The sequence below is a fragment of the Cysteiniphilum marinum genome (genome assembly GCF_014857925.1).
Classification (GTDB): Bacteria; Pseudomonadota; Gammaproteobacteria; order Francisellales; family Francisellaceae; genus Caedibacter; species Caedibacter marinus.
The window spans coordinates 1-17,291 of record NZ_JACYVZ010000019.1; the positions used below are offsets into that span (position 1 = coordinate 1).

Consider the following 17,291-nt stretch of genomic DNA (forward strand, 5'->3'; position numbering starts at 1 on the left):
AAAAACAAGAACTAACAACCCGCAAAAATTTTTGCTCAAAGTATTTAAGTATCTACATTTTATATCTCTTTAAACATCTTCAAAACCTTGCTACCAAGGCATTCTTGCGAACATTCTCGCTGAGAACGAGGTGCCATTATACACACCAATTACAACCCCGCAACCCCTTTTTTTATCTTTTTTAACTTTTACAACTTTTTATTGGATTTTGGTTGAATAGCGACCTGAAAATCCATAATTATGACCACGCCCCTCTACTCTTTGATTTATTCCTAATATTACCTTGGTTTTAACATCAATCTATGACACCCTTGAAAAGAACTGGATATTAAAACCTTATATTTCACGATGAAAAAGTCTCTTATTAGCTTCGCTCGTCTTTCCTTTGGTAATATTATCGAATGGTATGATTTCTCTTTATATATCTACTTTGCGATCTATATAGCAAAAGATTTCTTTCCAAGCCATGATCCTTATGTCAGCTTACTGCTAACCTTTACCACATTTTTTCTTGGCTCACTGGTTCGTCCTCTAGGTGGTTTTTTGATTGGCTGGCTCAGTGATTATTATCACCCCAAGATCATGATTAACTTCTGTGTCATTGCGATGGGCATCTCAACTTTTCTAGTTGCGCTATTACCTGATTATCAGATGATTGGCGTTTGGGCGCCAATATTATTAATTATATTGCGCATCATCCAAGGTCTATCCGTTGGTGGACAATTTCCCGGCCTTATCTCACTATCTGTAAAAGATCATCATAGTGATAAAGGCTTTGCAGTTGGCATGGTGTTTTCCATATCATCATTAGGCTTTCTTCTTGCCTCCATTGTTGGTTTTTTTGCCTCTAGCGTTTTTTCACATCATGATACACAGTGGATTTGGCGCATCCCTTTTGCTTTAAGTGGTATTTTATTCCTTATCTATCTTTATCTTAATCGCAATGAAAGCTACCCAAGTATTAATAAGAATAAAAGCGCACGACAAAATGTTTTTATTTGGCTTGCCAGTCAATACAAAGCCGTAATTGCTGTCAGTCTTTTAACAACGATGGCAGCATCACTATATTATATTGTCTTTACCTATTTAGTGAATTATCAAATTACTGAGCTTAACATCTCTGAACAGACCGCCTTTTTAATTAATAGCCTCACCTTGGTATTAGCCTGTATCTTCTATCCTATCTTTGGGCAACATGCCGATAAAATTGGTGCTAAGCGACTTTTTTATATCGCTGCAATCTTGTTTTTCCTTTTAACCATTCCACTGATTTATTTGATACAAACCAAATCTCCAACATGGGTGTTTTTGGCAATCACCATCTTGACTCTGCTAATGGCAGCCATTCAAGGCGCTATCTCACCATTGTTTGCTGAGGCGTTTGATAGCCAATGGCAAACAACAGGATGCGCACTTTCCTACAGCATTGGTAATGGCATCAGTGGCGGGGCCCCTCTTGTGGCACTATCACTTGTACATATCCATCCAGTATATGGTCTGAGCATATTAATTATGGGATTACTCTTTCTTGGTGGCATTGGACTATTGCTCATTGGACGCATTAAACATTTGAAACAGCAATTAAGTTATCCAGTGAGCGTTAATTAACCAAGCGCTTGAGCAAGATCATCAACAATATCCTGTGGGTGCTCTCCGCCCACACTTAAGCGAATAAGGTTTACTGGAATATCAGCAATATCACGTCCAGACTCTCCTTGCTGTTGATGCGTTGATATCGCAGGAATCGTTGCAACTGATTTAATACGTCCTAAATCCGTTGCTCTAAAAATCATTTGCAAACGACTTAATACTGATTTAGTTTTCTCCAAATCACCCTTAACTAAAAAGGATAACAAGTGCCCGTAGCGATTCACCCCATTACCTGCATCAACTAAAGTAAAATAAGACTGCGCTAAATCATGCTGCGGATGATCTTTAAGCCCTGGATAAATCACCTTTTCAACCATCTTATGATCATTTAAGAAATTTGCCACCGTAAGCGCTGTTTGCGACAGTTGATCTACGCGCATCCGCAAAGTACGCAATTCAGACAAAGTAAGAAACGCACTCATTGATGATAAACATGCACCATTATCACGATTTGGCAATAGCTTAAGATATGATGCAAAGTCTTTTTTCATCTCATCAAGCAAATAAGATCCACGCATATTCGCTCGACTAATAATAGCTCCCCCTATCACCATTCCAGAAGCACTCATAATTTTTGACAGCGAGTGAATGACAATATCAGCACCATATTGCAAAGGTCTTAACAAGGCAGGTGTTGCCAAAGTTGAATCAACAATTAATGGAATATCATGCCTTTGCGCAAGATTAGCTAAAGATTCAATATCACAAATCGTTAAGCCGGGATTTGAGGGGATTTCAATATAGATAAAACGTGTTTGTTCATCGATTGCTGCTTGCCATATCTCAAGTGCCGAAGATGCTGCCACCCAACGAACCTCGCGCCCCTTTTCATGCTGGCGCACGCTAAATTGCTGAAATGTCCCACCATATACTTGAGAGCATGCGACAAAATTAGCTTTTTTTGCATTTGCCAGTAATGCATCAGCTACTGCTGTAATAGCCGCCATACCTGAGCTCATCACACAACAAGAAGCCTCTTGTGATGTTTGATAGGACTCCAATAAAGCAAGCGTTGATTCCAAATAATAAACACTCGGGTTATGGATGCGTGAATATGCCCAACTGGGGATTTCATAGGCTAGCGCCTGCTGCAACGCGTCAGCACTGGAGAATGCTTGTGCTGTGGTCATATAAACCGGCTCAATAATGGATCCTTGATTTAACGTTACTTCATGTAAATCATAGACGCCATGCGTAGCAATCGTGTCAAATGACTTGGTTGAGATTTTCTTATAGGCTTTCTCTCTTGCATCAATAAGTGCGGCTATTTTATCCCTATCCACAAACTGGCCTCCTTATATAGTAATACTGGAGTTATGCACTTTTTCTAAAGTACATAACTTCAGTTTAATTATTAAAGCGCTTCCCTCTTAATAATCTTAGGTGTAATAAAAATTAATAACTCTTTGTTTTCAGAACTATTACTAACACTGCTAAATAGCCAACCGAGTAATGGAATATCACCTAAGAAAGGTACCTTACTTTTTGAGTGTTCAACTGTTTTCTCGTAAATGCCGCCTAATACAACCGTCTGACCATTCTTAACCATAAGCTTTGTCTCGATTTCACGCTTATCAAGCGCAGGCTCCCCAGAAGAACCCGTTGTGCCATCAGTTGATGGTGCGTCTTTTTTAACAGTCACATCCAAGACCACATGACCATTTGGCGCAACCTGTGGTTTTACTTTAAGTTCAAGTACGGCTTCTTTAAAGGCAATACTTGCAGCCCCTGAGGCACTGCTTTCATTATAAGGGATCTCTTTACCTTGTTTGATATAGGCCTCTGTATTCTCAGCAACAACTAAATGAGGGGACGAGACAATCTTAGCGTCACCCTCAGTTTCAAGCGCTGATAACTCTAGGCTTAAATCAATACCACCAAATAAGCCACTAAACGCCAAGCTTGCATTGGTTGAACCGCCTTTATTATCAGATGGCTTTAAATAGTTTGGTAAAATACTAATGGTACTTCCTGAGCTGTTTTTAGCTGTGTATCCGATCCCTAAATCAAATGCTGATTTTCTTGAGACCTCGACAATACGCGCTTCAATGAGCACTTGGTCAACTGGCTCATCTAAACTTTCAATCATTGCGCGCACGGAATTGATATAGTCCTTGGTATCGGTAATCACAATAGTATTGGTACGCTCGTCGGTAGCAATTGACCCACGTGATGATAAAAATCCAGACTTCCCCGCTTCAATTACTTTCATCACTTCTTCTGCTTTAGCATAGTTAAGATGAATATACTCAGTAACAAGCGGCGCTGCTGCTTGATTGGCTTTTTGCGCTGCTGCTGCTTCTTGATCTTGTGCTGCAATTTCTGCATTCGGTGCAATATACAAAATATTACCCATCAAGCGCTTCCCAAGACCCTTTGATACAAGGATAATATTCAAAGCCTCTTCCCAAGGAACTTGATTCAAGTTTAACGAAACATTACCTTCAACCCCTTCGCTGACAACAAGATTAAGACCAGCAAACTGCGCCATTGTTTGTAGTAACGCGCGCACTGACACGTCTTGAAACTTTAACGATATCTTTTTATTAACATTAAAACCATCAACCTCTGTCTGCTGATTAGTTAAATCAACCTCAAGCATCTTATCTGTTGTTTTGCGGGTAAAGTTAAATGGCACAGCACTGTGAACAACAATAACGACATCATTGCCTTCTTGTGACAAATCAATCGAGTTGACAATTGTATTAAAGATTGTTGTATCAATATTATGCAGCCAATAATCAGCAATACGAGTATTTTTTAAGGTAATCAATAATGCGTTTTTGTGCTCTGAAAACTCAACGTGTTGTGGTTGTTTTTTCCAAAGCAGCTTCAACACGCCACCATTATTCAATGAACGCTGATAACGAATATCGTCAATATAGGCTTGTGAGCTGTTTAAATTAACTTTACTTGCTTCTTTAATTGATGTTAATACGTTTTGCTCAACAACACTTTTCTTACCATTTGTTGTCGATAAATTTTTAGGAGAGTGAGTACTAGTTGTCGCAGAAATTTTAGCAGCATTCTTTAAATAATGCGCCATATCTATATCAAGCGTCACTTTACCAAAATGCAACGTATCCGCCGCAATTGGTATCGTCACTGCACATGCCAACACACATGCTGTTAATCTTAAGACACTTGCCTTTAATAACATATTATTCCGCCTGATCTAATTTTAATACGGTATCTACTTTGAGCCATTGCCCCTCTTTTCCTTTCTTCCTTTCATCAATCTCCACATACTTTGCCGTAATTTTATCAACGCGTCCATAATCACGTCCAATATAATCACCAACTTGGACGATATTTGTATGTTGATTTTTTACATTGGTTATAATAGCCCAAAAATGTCCATTTTGCTCGATAACACCTGAAAATTTAAGATTTTCTAACGGGATTTTTTCCAATGGAGTCTTGCGTCGCGCCAAATCAGGTTCATGTTGTTTGTCATCAATTACCTGTGTTGGTGCCTCTTTTACTTTAAGCTTTGCGGGCGTGTCAAATGGATTACGCATTCCCTTTGTATTCATGGCTTGGGTTTTAACCATTCTAAGTTCTGGCAAAGGTTGTATTTTATCAGCCAAGGTTTGCGTCTTGGCTTCCTTAACAAAGAGCACAAGATCTTTTGGTGTTGCGAAGCCCAAACCTGATGAGCCAAACGCAATAATAGCCAATATAATACGGTTAAACATCTACACACCCTCCTTGCCCAGCTTTGACTTCAGGCTAAAGGTTTGTAGATTCATATTCATCTGCAGAATGCCATTTTCACTCACCGTGTTATAAGGAACAATGCGATAACTCTCAATCAAAATAATTCGCGGTAATGTTTCAAGCTTATTAACAAAATTCGTCAGCTGCTCAAATGTGCCGTCACACGCCAGTTGAATATGAAGCACTGCATAATTATCTTTATAATCCAAAGGCTGTGGGTTTAGCACTTTCACGCGCAAACCATTTTGAAATGCCAAATCCGATAACTGTTCAATTAATTGTGGTAATTCACTATCGGTTGGCAATGCTTGCAGTGATGTATTGAATTTATTATGTAGGATCTCGACTTGTTGCTGCAAAATAGGTAAAGACTTGCTTCGTGCAATATTCTTGATTAGCTCATTTTTATATTGCTCTTCTAGGGCAAAGGCATTTGTTCTCTCTTGATAGCGCATACTAACAATGGTTGAATAGCCTAGTAGCACAACAAGAATAAGCACAACAGTTGACACAATCAACTTCAACCACAAAGGTTGTGTGCTTAGCTTATCTAGCAACAAAATGAGCTTTTTCTTCATTTTGTCACCTCCTGTTTCACACTTATTTTAAAGGCATTTTCAGCGCCAAAGCCAGGCTTTCCAATCAAACTGATATTCGCTAGAGTAGGTCGGTCAAACTCCGGTGAGTCTTCTAAGGCACGCATAAACTGTGCTACTGCTTTGCTATTTTCAGCGCGCCCTTCTAGCAGCAACTCGTTTTTGTTTTTCTCAATACTAATTAGATAAGCAGTATCCGGTAGCGTTTGTGATAATCCAAACCACACACCTAAAACTTTTTGCCTTTCTTTCTCTAAATTATTTAACAGTTCAATTTTGCGAATGAGTTCTAGCTTCTCTTTTTCAAGCTTAACCAACTCTGCATTATTCTTTAAAAAATCAACATTTTGTGTGCGTAAATATTCATTGCGTGCATACTGGTTAGACAACCCTTTTGATGCAATGATAAGCCAAATAAATGTAATGACCACACCCACAAGTACAACAAACCCAAAATCAAGTGCCAAAGATTTTAAATGCTTCTTTTGGCGCATTTCACGCCATGGTAAAAGATTAAAGTTATGCATCAGTTCACCTCCGGTCGCGTTGCCAGAGCAATAGTCAATAGATATGACGCCTTGTGTTCAATATTCACCGCTACCTGTGAATTCCCTAAATGTACAAATGGATCTAATACCATCACATCTAATTGCATCATTTCTTTAAAACTGGCAATGATATTTTCAATCTCAACACGATCACCATATAACACAATTTTTTGTGGCTTTTTACCACGATTAGATACTTCAAACATCTGCATATTACGCATTAACCAAGCATTCAAAGCATTTAAGTACTCTGCTTCACTTAAGCCCGCTGAAATGGTTTTCTGCTCAGAAAGGTAAATTTGATTTTCATCAAGAATGTGCAATTTAAAACGTTTAAAGTTCAAACAAATCAACGCCCAGCAGTCTTGTTTTTCCTCAGGATAAAAGATCTCAACAAAACGCTGTAATACATAATTATCAATATCGATAACCTCAAGATGTAAACGGCATATGTGGGCTAACTGTTCATATTGTGCAATTTGATCTTTATGCGCTGCGATAAACAACACTTGCTGTTTGCCAGAATTAGCACTTTCTTTTTTTTGCACCTCGAAATCATAAAAGGTTTCTTCTGGAGGGTAGGAAACATGCTTATTAAAGTCTATCACGATTCCATCATGAATTTGTGCATCAGTCAATCCTTCATCAAATCGCAAGCGCTTACTGATAACATTCGTACCATTGATGACAAAGGCTGCCTGTTTATGCTTAATCTTATTGCGTTTTAAAAGTCCTAACAAGCGCTCTGCCACTTCAGCAAAGTCAATGATCTGTCCATTTTCAATCATGCCGTGTTCAAGCTCAGCACTATCAGCTGCGACTAATTCATAGCCTTGATTTTTTTTTCTTAATACAACAATACGCAGGAAATAATCTGACCAATCAATAGCGACCAATCCTTTGCTTTTGAAGCGTGTCATCATATAAGAAAGCGGCATGCTCATTCGTCCTTTTAACTTCAACTTCTGACAGTATAGCCAAGCTTAAAGCAAAAAACAGCGTCAATACTATATTTTGTAGGGTTTTAAGAGGTATTCACCGTTTTCATAACCTGATAACTCGACCAAATCTGTAATTTTACGCTTACCTGCTTTATCTCGCGAAATAAATACAATCAGATCAATTGCTTGCAAAATAAGCGTTCTAGGCACAGTAACGACTGCTTCTTGAATCAAGTCTTCAAAACGATAGGGCGCTGACTCAACGCTATTGGCGTGAATCGTACACACCCCGCCAGGATGCCCTGTATTCCAGGCTTTCAACAAATCAAGCGCTGAACCGTCTCTTACCTCACCGATAACAATTCTATCCGGACGCATTCTTAATGATCCCTTGACCAAATCACGCATTGTCACCGATGTTGTTGTTGTCATCGTCACCAAATCATCAACTTCCACTTGGAGTTCAGGCAAATCCTCAATCACTAAAATACGATCTTGGCTACCTTGCAATTCTGCTAATAACGCATTACAAAACGTTGTTTTACCAGAGCCTGTGCCACCAACAACGACAATATTTTTGCGCTCAAGAACAGCACGCCTTAAGCCTTCTGCTTGATCATGTGTTAAAGCGCCTTGCTCAACATATTGATCTAAAGTAAAAATTGCAATAGCACGTCTTCTAATTGAAAAACACGCACGATTAACTACCGGAGGTAACCAACCTTGAAAACGCGCACCTTGAAAGGGAAGCTCTGCTGAAACTTCAGGGTGTTCATCATTTGCAACATGGTTTTTAAACGATGCAACAAGCTTGACAATATTTTCACTTTGCTCTGCCGGAATATAAATATCTGTTGCTACTTTGCCTTCACCAATACGCTCATAATGTAAACGTCCATCAGGATTTAGCATAATCTCAATGATTTTTTCATCATAAAGGTAGTCCATTACCTCTTTGCCAAAGGCAGTTTTTAACATATTTAACTGCCGCTCTTCAATCAGTGCTCTTTGTATCATAATTTTACTGCCTTACTCATAATCTGTGACTTATCAATCAATCCATAGTAACGACTATCGAATGAATGAGGATTTGCAACACCTTGCATAAAGTAATTATCTTTAGGTATTTTTCCACAAAAACTAAATATTGGTAAAGCATTTCCTTTACCGTCCGTTTGGTAGACTTTGCCAATCCACTGTTCATTAATATAGACATTCTGCGCTTTTGTGCATAAGAAATCTCCTGGAACGCCCACTATTTTCTTTAAAAGCGGAATGTCCTTAGGCAACCATTCTCTTGCTAGAATATAATCTTGCGTTTGTTCATTAGGGATAAACACCACATTGTCACCTTTATGATAGTCTGAGACGGGATAAGTAAAATACCAACCTTCAGGCATGCTTGGCGTCAATTGCTGAATAAAACCAATATGTAAGGCTTTTAACAGCCACAATAAAGCATAAAGTATCGCTAAAACGGCAAGAATTTTATATAAAAATGAAAGTCTTGCCACTGCTTTATCAATCTTCTTTTATTTTGCGAATGGTACTATCAGAAATACTCTTATTAACATTGGAGGCATCAGAAACCTTATCTTGTTTCTTACCAGCCATGGCACCACCTTGCACCGTTGTTGAGACATTGACATTAGTACTTCCGCTACCTACTGCACCACCGCCAGTAACAACTGTGGCACCTGATTGGATTGAACCACCCATTGCCGTACTCGATCCAGCAACACCATGCATCGAAGAAGCAGCACCCACTGGTGATACAGACACTGAAGTGGATTGCGCTGGCTGATTAACCACAACATTTGCTGCTGCAGGGGATGACATATTCTGGAAGATATTACCACCGGGCTTACCAACGGCTTTAGCAAGATAGTTTGGCAAAGTATAAATCAAGATCAACAAAATAAAGGAGGTAAAGAATAATGCCAAAGGTTTCTCAAGACTTGTTGAATCACTAATCGCTGTTATTTTTAAGCTTTGGAATAACGTAAATGCCACACCCAAAATAAATATCACAGCAAGTAATCTCACGCCTGCTCTTAATAAATGTTGTATTGATTTGTAAAATAAATCCTGTATTGGCTTAAACACACCCAGCGGCACCACAATTAAAGACAGTACTGCCACGAAATAAAATAGTACGACTGAAATAATAATCTGCGCACCAATGGCAGCAAAGATAAGCAAGAGCCCCATGCCCAACACCAGATAAAGCATTGACAGCCCCATGTTGAATGTCCCGTATTGCACAGAAATCTTAAGCATCGACACACCCGCTTTAAAACCGATCCCCCACAGTTTTCCTGGACTATATAACAAGGCTTGAGATTTCTCAGGTGCCACAATATAGCCAACCTTTATAAAGGTTGCCAATATCATCTGCAGCAGCTCAGGGAAATATTTGACAATGGTAAAAAACAAGCCAATTTTAATAATCTTAACAATAAGATTACCAACACCCTCATCTTGTTTAATAATCCAAACAAGTCCAAAAATCACAAGCTCAAGACTCGCAACAATTGCCAAAAGCGCTAACGCAGAACCTTGCAATGCACTAAACTTTGCATTGATTTGCTCAATAAATCCAAACTGGATTTTATCAAGTAGCTGTGTTCCTAACACACTGGTTACATCTGCCATACTTTACCTACTGGTTACCTTGCGCATCATTGCCTAAAATCTTCGCAAATGGATTCTCAACTGGGCCACCACTGCCATCACCGCCTTCAAACTGATCTGCCGTTGGATTTTGCCCAACATCAGCAAAGAAATCTTGTTTTGACTGCCCATCATCCTTCAATAGTTTATCGAATACTTTAAGCCCTTTAGATGTTTTTTTATTCATCTCTTGTAGCAACTGTTGGTTTCCTTGATTACTACTTGTACTACTATTTGTCGTATTATTAGTGTCATTATTTGAGCTATAGGGATTATTGTAATTATTATTATCCGACGAGCTATCATAAGCAACAACCTGTGCGCACAAACCCAGTGACATCAAAACACCCCATAGAAGACGCATTATTGACTCTGCCCATATGGTGGTAAATAAGTATCTTTAGTGACTAATACTGAGAACTCTTTACCGGAATTAATGGTAATTGTTGGTTTCAAATTCATCGCACGATCGGTAATCTTACCACCAACTTGCGATGCAGTTTGCCCTAAACTTTGCAGCACAGAGTTTTGAGCAACACTACCATAGTTAGGTGTACAATTCCCGTTGGCATCACAAACTGTAGCATTAGATTGTGTTGCTACTTGTGCTGCTACCGCTGGTACGTTAAAGACTGTGGACAAGGCCGCTGCACCAATTAACTGTCCCCAGTGGTTATTGACTTCATCCGCCAAACCTGAGACGCCTGAGTCATCCATACCTTGCTGATTTGGTAAGATAATTGATGTACCATCCGGACGAATTAAACGAATGAACTTAACCTGTACACTGGTATCACCATAAACCGTACTTGAGTTATACTGCCCAATCAACGAGCTCCCTCTTGGAATTAACAACACTGTACCTGTTAATGTGTCATAAACATCTTTAGCAACACGCGCGACAATAGTTCCTGGCAAATCCGATACAATTTTGGTTTGCAAAATCGCAGGGATGGAATTACCCGCCATAATCACATTATCTGAAATTGGCTTTTGAATGGTATTTTCATTGGTAATGTCTTTTGCGGTTAAACCACCTTTCATAAAGTTTTCACGTTGCTCTTCTGGTGTTTTAGCTGCTTGCTGACCACTTTGCTTTAATTTATCTTTATCTTGATTATCCTGAGGAATTGGCCGTGGCGCGCCACCACCAAAGAAAATTGGCGCATTCATTGCTTCGCGATCCATTGGCGAATAACTTGGTTGAGCAGGTTTTTCGGGGCTTCTTGGTTGATTTTTCAGGCCATTAATCTGTGTTTGTAGTTCTTGAAGTTGTGAACGCTGTTGATTAATCATACGCTGTAACTCTGGGTTTTCTTGTTGCACCACCTTAACAGGCTGATCCATACCCAAACGCTTACGAATTGCTTGTGCATCTTTATAACTGGAGAGCTCATCAGAGACTTTGAGGCTTTTTCCTGAAGCGTTTGCGCTAAGGTCAGAACTATTCATGCCAGTCGAGCCTTTCTTTGGTGCATTAATCGAAAAAATAAACGCCACAATAATAATTAAAAGCAAACCGCCACCAACAATAGTGATTAACTTTTTGTTTAGCTCTGATGATTTTGGCGGTGACGCCCTTAATCCCAGTTTATCTTGTTCTTTCTTAGCCATAATAACCCTTGATTATGCTTACTTTTGTGAAATCTCAACAACTGTTTCACCTGATTCTTTAGTGCCTGCTTTCAAGTAGGCATTCTTAATAACCGTGTCAATCACCATATAATCACCCTTCATGCGCCAGTTAAAGTTTGCTGTACCATAATCACCATCATTTGACTGGACAAATGGCACTGGCATCGTCGCATTGCTCACTACTACCTCATGTGGGAATTTGATAAAGGTCTGATGTCCTGAGCTAAATATCTGCTCAGGATACCATTTTGGTGTATCACCTTTTAACATGCGCCAATTATAATTGAAGCTCATATTAGATAAACTCAAATCAAGTCCTGCATTTTGCTGGGGTGGGGGTAATAATTTGCTATCACCATCAGAGGCATTCATATCACCTAGATTGCCACCATTAAAACCTTGCACCATCGAGCTTGGGTATTGCCATTTAACCGATACCATTGCTTGGTCTTGATCCACTGATTTCAAAATCAAATGATACGTTCGTTTATTCGTTGTGATAATCATTGAGTTGGTTAGATCTGATTTTTGTGGCTTAACTAAGATATGCCAACGTAGATCTTTACCTTCGCCACTATAGGTTGAAGCGATCTGCCAACGAAGCGTATCACCTGCCGCTTGTGAGATAATTTTCTCACCTGGTTCAAATACTACATCAGTAATATTCAGAGGTGCCGTATAGATCGTATACATCGCACCTGGCATATAGCTATAAGTCATCATCGCATTAAAGAAATCACTTTGATCTGGGAATTGCTGAGCATCTTTATTCGCTTCGGCAACTGCTGCTTCTTTGGTTAAAACCGGCTTTTTGGCAGCTTTCTCAGCTTTACTATTTGGCACAGGGCGAAGTTGTCCTGGCATTGGTACTGGAATATACTCACGCACAACTTTAGTGCCTGCGGCATCTGCAGATTTTGCTTGCACAAATTTACCTGAGTCAATGTCACCTTGATAACTATTTGTCGCACAGCCTGCCATTGCAATTGCAGTAAGTGGTAATAAACGGCTAATTTTATTTAATTTCATTGACTTGATCCTTTTTCGCTAAATGAGAAGAAACCTATTTTTAAACCCAGTGGGTTAATCACCATTTGATTTAATGTCTTAGGTGGAGTACTCGGTGAGAAAGTAAATATTCCACTGTATGTTTTAACACTTTCAATACCACCATCTTTATTATATGTCGTTGACTGAAAAGTCACTTCAAAACTGTTATTACTGGCTTCATTGGCATTTGTAACCACGGTCGTAATGGTTTTATCACCGACAAGTTTTAATGGATTAACTGCCTGATAGACTTGTTTTAGTTGATCTTCAGCACGCCCTGACACTGACAATAATGCCGATTGCCACTGACGATTAAGAACGACGGGATCCAAAGGAATCTCGGTAATATTTTTAATAAAATCACTAACAAATGCAATTTTCTGGGCAACCGTTGGTGTATAGCTTTGTGATGCAGTTTGCACATTAACCACACTTTCCTGCGGTTTGACCTCAGCAACATATACATACATTTGTTGGCGGTTCGCCTCAATAATAATTGCAAGCAGTAATAAGATGCAAACGACTAAAATAGCAACTGCTGCCATCATCCAGTTACGCGCTTGCTTTTTAGCACTACCAATACGTAATTCCCATTCTTCATAGGCCTTTTGATAGTCTGTTTTCTGCACTTTCTGCATTTTTTGCATTTCTTTTTCCATCTACAATAACCTTTCAATTGCTAGATTTTGAATATAGATTCCTAAAGGATTAATTTTTACTTGCTCTTTTGTTGTCAGCGGTTGATGGCCAAACTGCCCAGAAACAACCAATATTGCCGTATCTTCTTTATCAACTAACTCACCACTGAAATTTAGATCATTCATCGTAAATTTATCAAATGTTGCTGCTTTAAGCTCACTCTGCGCAACCCCAACAACACCTTGTTTTAATGCAAGCTGTGAAGCTTCATCCAAAAACTTACTATAAACACCACCTGATTGATCATTGATCAAAAGTGACTTAACGAACTCCTCTAACACTGTTTGACTAACGGTATAATTAGGGCTCAACAGCTCAGGTGGGGATTTTAAAAAACCTTTACTCGTAACCTGTTCAACCAGTATTTTATAAGGAATTGAATTTAAGTAACCCACTAAAATTAGTGACAGTAAAAAACTCACCCCAACACCACTAAAAAAAACAACACGCCAAATATATGCCTTATGAATCAGCTGCCCAATAGGTTTATCAAACAACTGGTTTTGCTTTTGAAATGGTGTAATCACTTCAGTTTGTCGATAAGATTGAACTTCTTTACCAAAGGGAAATCCGCTAGGTTGCATCTATATCCCCCTTGTAATGCTTTTTGACAATATCATATGCCCAGTCAAGGCCTCTGCCATGCAAATAGCTTTTTAAGAAATAATCATAGCCCTTATGTTGCGCCAATATTTCCCTAATATGCTTACGATCCTCAGGTCGACTTACTGCACAAAAAGCTAGCGCAATGGGTCCTAAACCTAGATCAAATAAGCAATTTCCTTTATGTGATTGGAAATAATATTGCCGCTTTGGCATCGCATGCGCTAAAATTTGCACTTGTCTTAAATTAAGCCCAAGTGACTCATAGCCTTGCGAAACCGCAGGCTCCATCGCGCGATCATTTGGCAAGAAGATGCGTGACGGGCAGGATTCATTCAGCGCTGATACTAGAGGTGATTTCACCGCATCATCAACTGATTGTGTTGCAAAGATCACTGATACATTAAGCTTCCTTAATGTTTTTAACCATTCTTTAATTTTTGAGGCGAAAATCGGGTGATCTAAAAACAACCATGCCTCATCAAGGATCATTAAACTAGGTCGACCATCAAAACGCTTCTCAAGAATATGGAAAATATAAGCCAATACAGGTGCAATAATATTTGGCATTGCCATCAAGCGCTCCATCTCAAAACACTGCCAATTAGCATCACTAAAGTGCTCTTCATCGCAATCGAGTATCTCGCCATATGGACCACCTAGGACATAGGAATCAAGCGCCATTCTTAGCGCTCTATCTTGCACAAAAGAACGAAGACCTGTTAATGTGCGCTGCTCTTTTGGCACCTCTGATAAGTTCATTAAAGCAAGCCAAATGGTTTCTTTAACCTCAGGTGTGATCTCTACTTTCTCATTTTCTAAAAGCCCAAGCACCCAATCATGCGCCCAAACACGTTCAGTCGTTTGGTCTATTTCGGCTAATGGCTGAAATACTAAGCCGCCTTTACCAACATCGCCCACTTCATAGAAATGACCTTTAACCCCTTGCGTTAATGCAAAGAAGCTGCCGCCTTTATCAAATATAAATACTTGCGCATTGTCATAACGCAGAAATTGCGCTGCCATTACGTTTAATAGCACCGATTTACCCGCGCCAGTTGGCCCCAAAATCATTTGATGCCCAACATCACCAATGTGATTAGATAATCTAAATGGTGTATTACCTGCTGTACGCGCATACAATAATGGCGGCGCTTTTAAATGCGCGTTGATCTCAGGTCCTGCCCAAACTGCTGAGAATGGTAATAAGTGTGCCAAGTTTAAACTATGCATCAATGGCGTGCGCACATTCGCATTTGCCTGCCCTGGAATCGATGACAACCATGCTTCAACTGAGTTAATCGTCTCTGAAACAGTAACAAAGCCAAGCCCATTGACAACACGCTCTACTTCACGCTGTTTCTCATAGACTTTATCTTTATCCGTATCCCATACGGTCACTGTTGCTGTGTAGTAACCAAATGATACTAAATCATCTGAAAGCTCCGATAGCGCTTCGTCGGCATCATTAGATTTTTGTACAGCCGCACTATCAACCATCGCGCTTTCGCTTTTTGACATCACTTCTTTTAAAATCGTCAACCCGCCCTTGCGCTTCGCAAACCACTGACGTTTATAACTTTTAAGCACTTTTTCGGCATCAGTTTTATCCAATGGTAAAAAACGGGTCACCCAACGGTATTGCAATGGCAAATGATTTAATCCATCTAAAATCGCAGGTACTGATGTTGTTGGAAAGCCTAAAATAGAAATTGTTTTTAAATAATACTTACCCAGCTTTGGCTCAAGTCCACCAAGTAGAGGTGTATCGGCTAACACACCATCTAAGTAGCTTGGATTATCAGGTACATTGACTTTGTGCGCGCGCTCTGAAACGCAATTATGTAAATAACTTAATGTCTCTTCATCACTTAGCTCAGCAATTTCATACATATAATCTTGCATGATATCGTACAAGTGATTCACCGTTGCTGAGAAATAATTCATCAACTTCTTATAACCGGCATCATGCTCATCATCACTTTTTTTCTCTTTAACGAAAAGACCTGAAAGCTTAGAAACCGATTCTTTCTGTGGCAAATATTGAAAGGTTAAGAAATATTCACTTTCATAATTCTCACCTTTGCGCTCAAAGAGGTCTTTACGTTCAACATCAATTAACCAACTTACTGCATCAGGAAAATAGTTCTCTGAAGGATAACTCATTGCCGCTTTGCGTCGCGCCTCAACATACAATGCCCAACCAGAACCTAATCGCTTTAAGGTATTATTTAGTCGCGCGGTAATTGATACCAATTGCGACTGCGTTGAAGACTCCAAATCCGGCCCTCTAAACGCAAATGTTTTTTGAAACGAACCATCTTTATTCAATATCACGCCTTTATCAACAAGCACAGCCCAAGGCAGCAAGTCACTTATTCTGTCAGGCTTTTTTCTATACTCTGCGATATTGAACATATTAGCTATACACCATAATAATTTCGTTGTTTAACATGACGCACCATGACTTGAAAAAACTGCGGGTCTTTCTTGGTCATTAAAACGGCAACAGTATGCATGATAATAAAAATAGGAATGCCATACCAAGATTGCATACCAAGCACAATAGCTGCCCCCAAAGTACCATTTAAGATAAAAAACTGTCTGGGCACACCTGCCGTTAAAAGCGGTGTTGTTAATGAATTGTGTATCTTAATCACAAATCCAGGCACTGCCATTGTTACGCATCCTTTTTTAGTTGTTGAGTTTTGTATTTTTTTAGTTATTAAAAAATATTAGAAAATCAACCCTGATCCACGGTTAAATAATCCAGAAATCAAGCTGGCTGCAGTAAAGGCAATTGCTAACCCCATCACCACTTGAAAAAGGCGCCTAACACCACTACCACCTTCACCAAAGGCAATACCTAAACCTGCAATTACGATACAAATCACACCTGCCATTTGCGCAATTGGCCCTGAGATTACATCCATAATCTGTTGTAATGGGCCTGTCATCGCTGAAAATGCATTATTCTGCGTATCCGTTGCAAAACTCACTGCCACAGTGAATGGCAACATTGATAATGCAAATAGTGCACGCTTTAAAAACTCAAGATAATGCTTCATTCTTTATTTCTCCTTTCAAAAGGGTTCCTGACTAAATGTTTAAGGTTATATTAGTCAAATATATCGGCAAATCAAGAATTGGATGCTGCAAAAGCTACAAAATAGGAT

At 39.3% G+C, this 17,291-nt stretch carries 18 protein-coding genes; 1 reads left to right on the top strand and 17 read right to left on the bottom strand.

From position 1 onward, the window contains the following. The first annotated feature begins 348 nt into the window (after nt 1-348). Nucleotides 349-1,608 (top strand): MFS transporter, encoded by a 1,260-nt coding sequence (locus tag IE867_RS09155; RefSeq protein WP_192484423.1) that lies wholly within the window; start codon nt 349-351, stop codon nt 1,606-1,608. On the opposite strand, the gene IE867_RS09160 is transcribed toward IE867_RS09155, so the two are convergent. From IE867_RS09160 to IE867_RS09240, 17 genes are all read right to left on the bottom strand, one after another. Continuing rightward, entirely contained in the window at nt 1,605-2,933 is a 1,329-nt protein-coding gene (locus tag IE867_RS09160; RefSeq protein WP_192484424.1) for a trans-sulfuration enzyme family protein, read from the bottom strand. The genes IE867_RS09155 and IE867_RS09160 overlap by 4 nt on opposite strands. 71 nt (nt 2,934-3,004) lie before the next feature. Continuing rightward, entirely contained in the window at nt 3,005-4,810 is a 1,806-nt protein-coding gene (locus tag IE867_RS09165) for a type IV pilus secretin PilQ (RefSeq protein WP_192484425.1), read from the bottom strand. A gap of 1 nt (nt 4,811) precedes the next feature. After that, complete coding sequence (locus IE867_RS09170; RefSeq protein ID WP_192484426.1) at nt 4,812-5,348, bottom strand: pilus assembly protein PilP; 537 nt, start codon at nt 5,346-5,348, stop codon at nt 4,812-4,814. Further along, nucleotides 5,349-5,948, bottom strand: coding sequence for a type IV pilus inner membrane component PilO (gene pilO, locus IE867_RS09175; RefSeq protein WP_192484427.1), 600 nt, complete (start codon nt 5,946-5,948; stop codon nt 5,349-5,351). It lies immediately after the preceding gene. Continuing rightward, nucleotides 5,945-6,493, bottom strand: coding sequence for a PilN domain-containing protein (locus IE867_RS09180; RefSeq protein WP_192484428.1), 549 nt, complete (start codon nt 6,491-6,493; stop codon nt 5,945-5,947). Before IE867_RS09180 ends, pilO begins: the two co-directional genes overlap by 4 nt. After that, nucleotides 6,493-7,452 (bottom strand): type IV pilus biogenesis protein PilM, encoded by a 960-nt coding sequence (pilM, locus tag IE867_RS09185; protein ID WP_192484429.1) that lies wholly within the window; start codon nt 7,450-7,452, stop codon nt 6,493-6,495. The genes IE867_RS09180 and pilM overlap by 1 nt, the downstream gene beginning before the upstream one ends. Before the next feature lie 69 nt (nt 7,453-7,521). After that, nucleotides 7,522-8,472, bottom strand: a complete 951-nt coding sequence (gene trbB / locus IE867_RS09190) for a P-type conjugative transfer ATPase TrbB (protein ID WP_192484430.1) — start codon at nt 8,470-8,472, stop codon at nt 7,522-7,524. Continuing rightward, a complete protein-coding gene (gene lepB / locus IE867_RS09195) occupies nt 8,469-8,969 on the bottom strand; it encodes a signal peptidase I (protein ID WP_192484431.1) in 501 nt (166 codons plus the stop codon). The genes trbB and lepB overlap by 4 nt, the downstream gene beginning before the upstream one ends. Before the next feature lie 7 nt (nt 8,970-8,976). After that, complete coding sequence (locus IE867_RS09200) at nt 8,977-10,110, bottom strand: type IV secretion system protein (protein WP_192484432.1); 1,134 nt, start codon at nt 10,108-10,110, stop codon at nt 8,977-8,979. 7 nt (nt 10,111-10,117) lie between these two features. Continuing rightward, nucleotides 10,118-10,468 (bottom strand): hypothetical protein, encoded by a 351-nt coding sequence (locus tag IE867_RS09205; RefSeq protein ID WP_192484433.1) that lies wholly within the window; start codon nt 10,466-10,468, stop codon nt 10,118-10,120. Nucleotides 10,469-10,491: 23 nt separating this feature from the next. Beyond that, nucleotides 10,492-11,742, bottom strand: a complete 1,251-nt coding sequence (locus IE867_RS09210) for a TrbI/VirB10 family protein (RefSeq protein WP_192484434.1) — start codon at nt 11,740-11,742, stop codon at nt 10,492-10,494. Nucleotides 11,743-11,760: 18 nt separating this feature from the next. Beyond that, the gene (locus tag IE867_RS09215; protein WP_192484435.1) at nt 11,761-12,792 is read right to left on the bottom strand and encodes a TrbG/VirB9 family P-type conjugative transfer protein; all 1,032 of its coding nucleotides are present in this window, start codon (nt 12,790-12,792) and stop codon (nt 11,761-11,763) included. Beyond that, on the bottom strand, nt 12,789-13,472 hold the full coding sequence (locus tag IE867_RS09220; protein ID WP_192484436.1) for a type IV secretion system protein: 684 nt from the start codon (nt 13,470-13,472) through the stop codon (nt 12,789-12,791). The genes IE867_RS09215 and IE867_RS09220 overlap by 4 nt, the downstream gene beginning before the upstream one ends. Continuing rightward, a complete protein-coding gene (locus IE867_RS09225; RefSeq protein WP_192484437.1) occupies nt 13,473-14,096 on the bottom strand; it encodes a hypothetical protein in 624 nt (207 codons plus the stop codon). It abuts the gene before it with no gap. After that, nucleotides 14,086-16,533: a conjugal transfer protein TrbE gene (gene trbE, locus IE867_RS09230; RefSeq protein WP_192484438.1), complete on the bottom strand. Its 2,448-nt coding sequence runs from the start codon at nt 16,531-16,533 to the stop codon at nt 14,086-14,088. Before trbE ends, IE867_RS09225 begins: the two co-directional genes overlap by 11 nt. Nucleotides 16,534-16,538: 5 nt before the next feature. After that, nucleotides 16,539-16,793 (bottom strand): VirB3 family type IV secretion system protein, encoded by a 255-nt coding sequence (locus IE867_RS09235; RefSeq protein ID WP_117002874.1) that lies wholly within the window; start codon nt 16,791-16,793, stop codon nt 16,539-16,541. 57 nt (nt 16,794-16,850) lie between these two features. Then, nucleotides 16,851-17,183: a TrbC/VirB2 family protein gene (locus tag IE867_RS09240; protein ID WP_192484439.1), complete on the bottom strand. Its 333-nt coding sequence runs from the start codon at nt 17,181-17,183 to the stop codon at nt 16,851-16,853. Nucleotides 17,184-17,291 lie beyond the last annotated feature (108 nt).

Excerpts from the sequence above, each read along its gene's own strand:
- IE867_RS09220 (WP_192484436.1), bottom strand. The coding sequence starts at position 13,472 with ATGGAAAAAGAAATGCAAAAAATGCAGAAAGTGCAGAAAACAGACTAT.
- IE867_RS09215 (WP_192484435.1), bottom strand. The coding sequence starts at position 12,792 with ATGAAATTAAATAAAATTAGCCGTTTATTACCACTTACTGCAATTGCA.
- IE867_RS09180 (WP_192484428.1), bottom strand. The coding sequence starts at position 6,493 with ATGCATAACTTTAATCTTTTACCATGGCGTGAAATGCGCCAAAAGAAG.
- IE867_RS09210 (WP_192484434.1), bottom strand. The coding sequence starts at position 11,742 with ATGGCTAAGAAAGAACAAGATAAACTGGGATTAAGGGCGTCACCGCCA.
- IE867_RS09225 (WP_192484437.1), bottom strand. The coding sequence starts at position 14,096 with ATGCAACCTAGCGGATTTCCCTTTGGTAAAGAAGTTCAATCTTATCGA.
- trbB (WP_192484430.1), bottom strand. The coding sequence starts at position 8,472 with ATGATACAAAGAGCACTGATTGAAGAGCGGCAGTTAAATATGTTAAAA.
- IE867_RS09170 (WP_192484426.1), bottom strand. The coding sequence starts at position 5,348 with ATGTTTAACCGTATTATATTGGCTATTATTGCGTTTGGCTCATCAGGT.
- IE867_RS09235 (WP_117002874.1), bottom strand. The coding sequence starts at position 16,793 with ATGGCAGTGCCTGGATTTGTGATTAAGATACACAATTCATTAACAACA.
- IE867_RS09165 (WP_192484425.1), bottom strand. The coding sequence starts at position 4,810 with ATGTTATTAAAGGCAAGTGTCTTAAGATTAACAGCATGTGTGTTGGCA.
- pilO (WP_192484427.1), bottom strand. The coding sequence starts at position 5,948 with ATGAAGAAAAAGCTCATTTTGTTGCTAGATAAGCTAAGCACACAACCT.
- IE867_RS09205 (WP_192484433.1), bottom strand. The coding sequence starts at position 10,468 with ATGTCACTGGGTTTGTGCGCACAGGTTGTTGCTTATGATAGCTCGTCG.
- pilM (WP_192484429.1), bottom strand. The coding sequence starts at position 7,452 with ATGCCGCTTTCTTATATGATGACACGCTTCAAAAGCAAAGGATTGGTC.
- IE867_RS09155 (WP_192484423.1), top strand. The coding sequence starts at position 349 with ATGAAAAAGTCTCTTATTAGCTTCGCTCGTCTTTCCTTTGGTAATATT.
- trbE (WP_192484438.1), bottom strand. The coding sequence starts at position 16,533 with ATGTTCAATATCGCAGAGTATAGAAAAAAGCCTGACAGAATAAGTGAC.
- IE867_RS09200 (WP_192484432.1), bottom strand. The coding sequence starts at position 10,110 with ATGGCAGATGTAACCAGTGTGTTAGGAACACAGCTACTTGATAAAATC.
- IE867_RS09240 (WP_192484439.1), bottom strand. The coding sequence starts at position 17,183 with ATGAAGCATTATCTTGAGTTTTTAAAGCGTGCACTATTTGCATTATCA.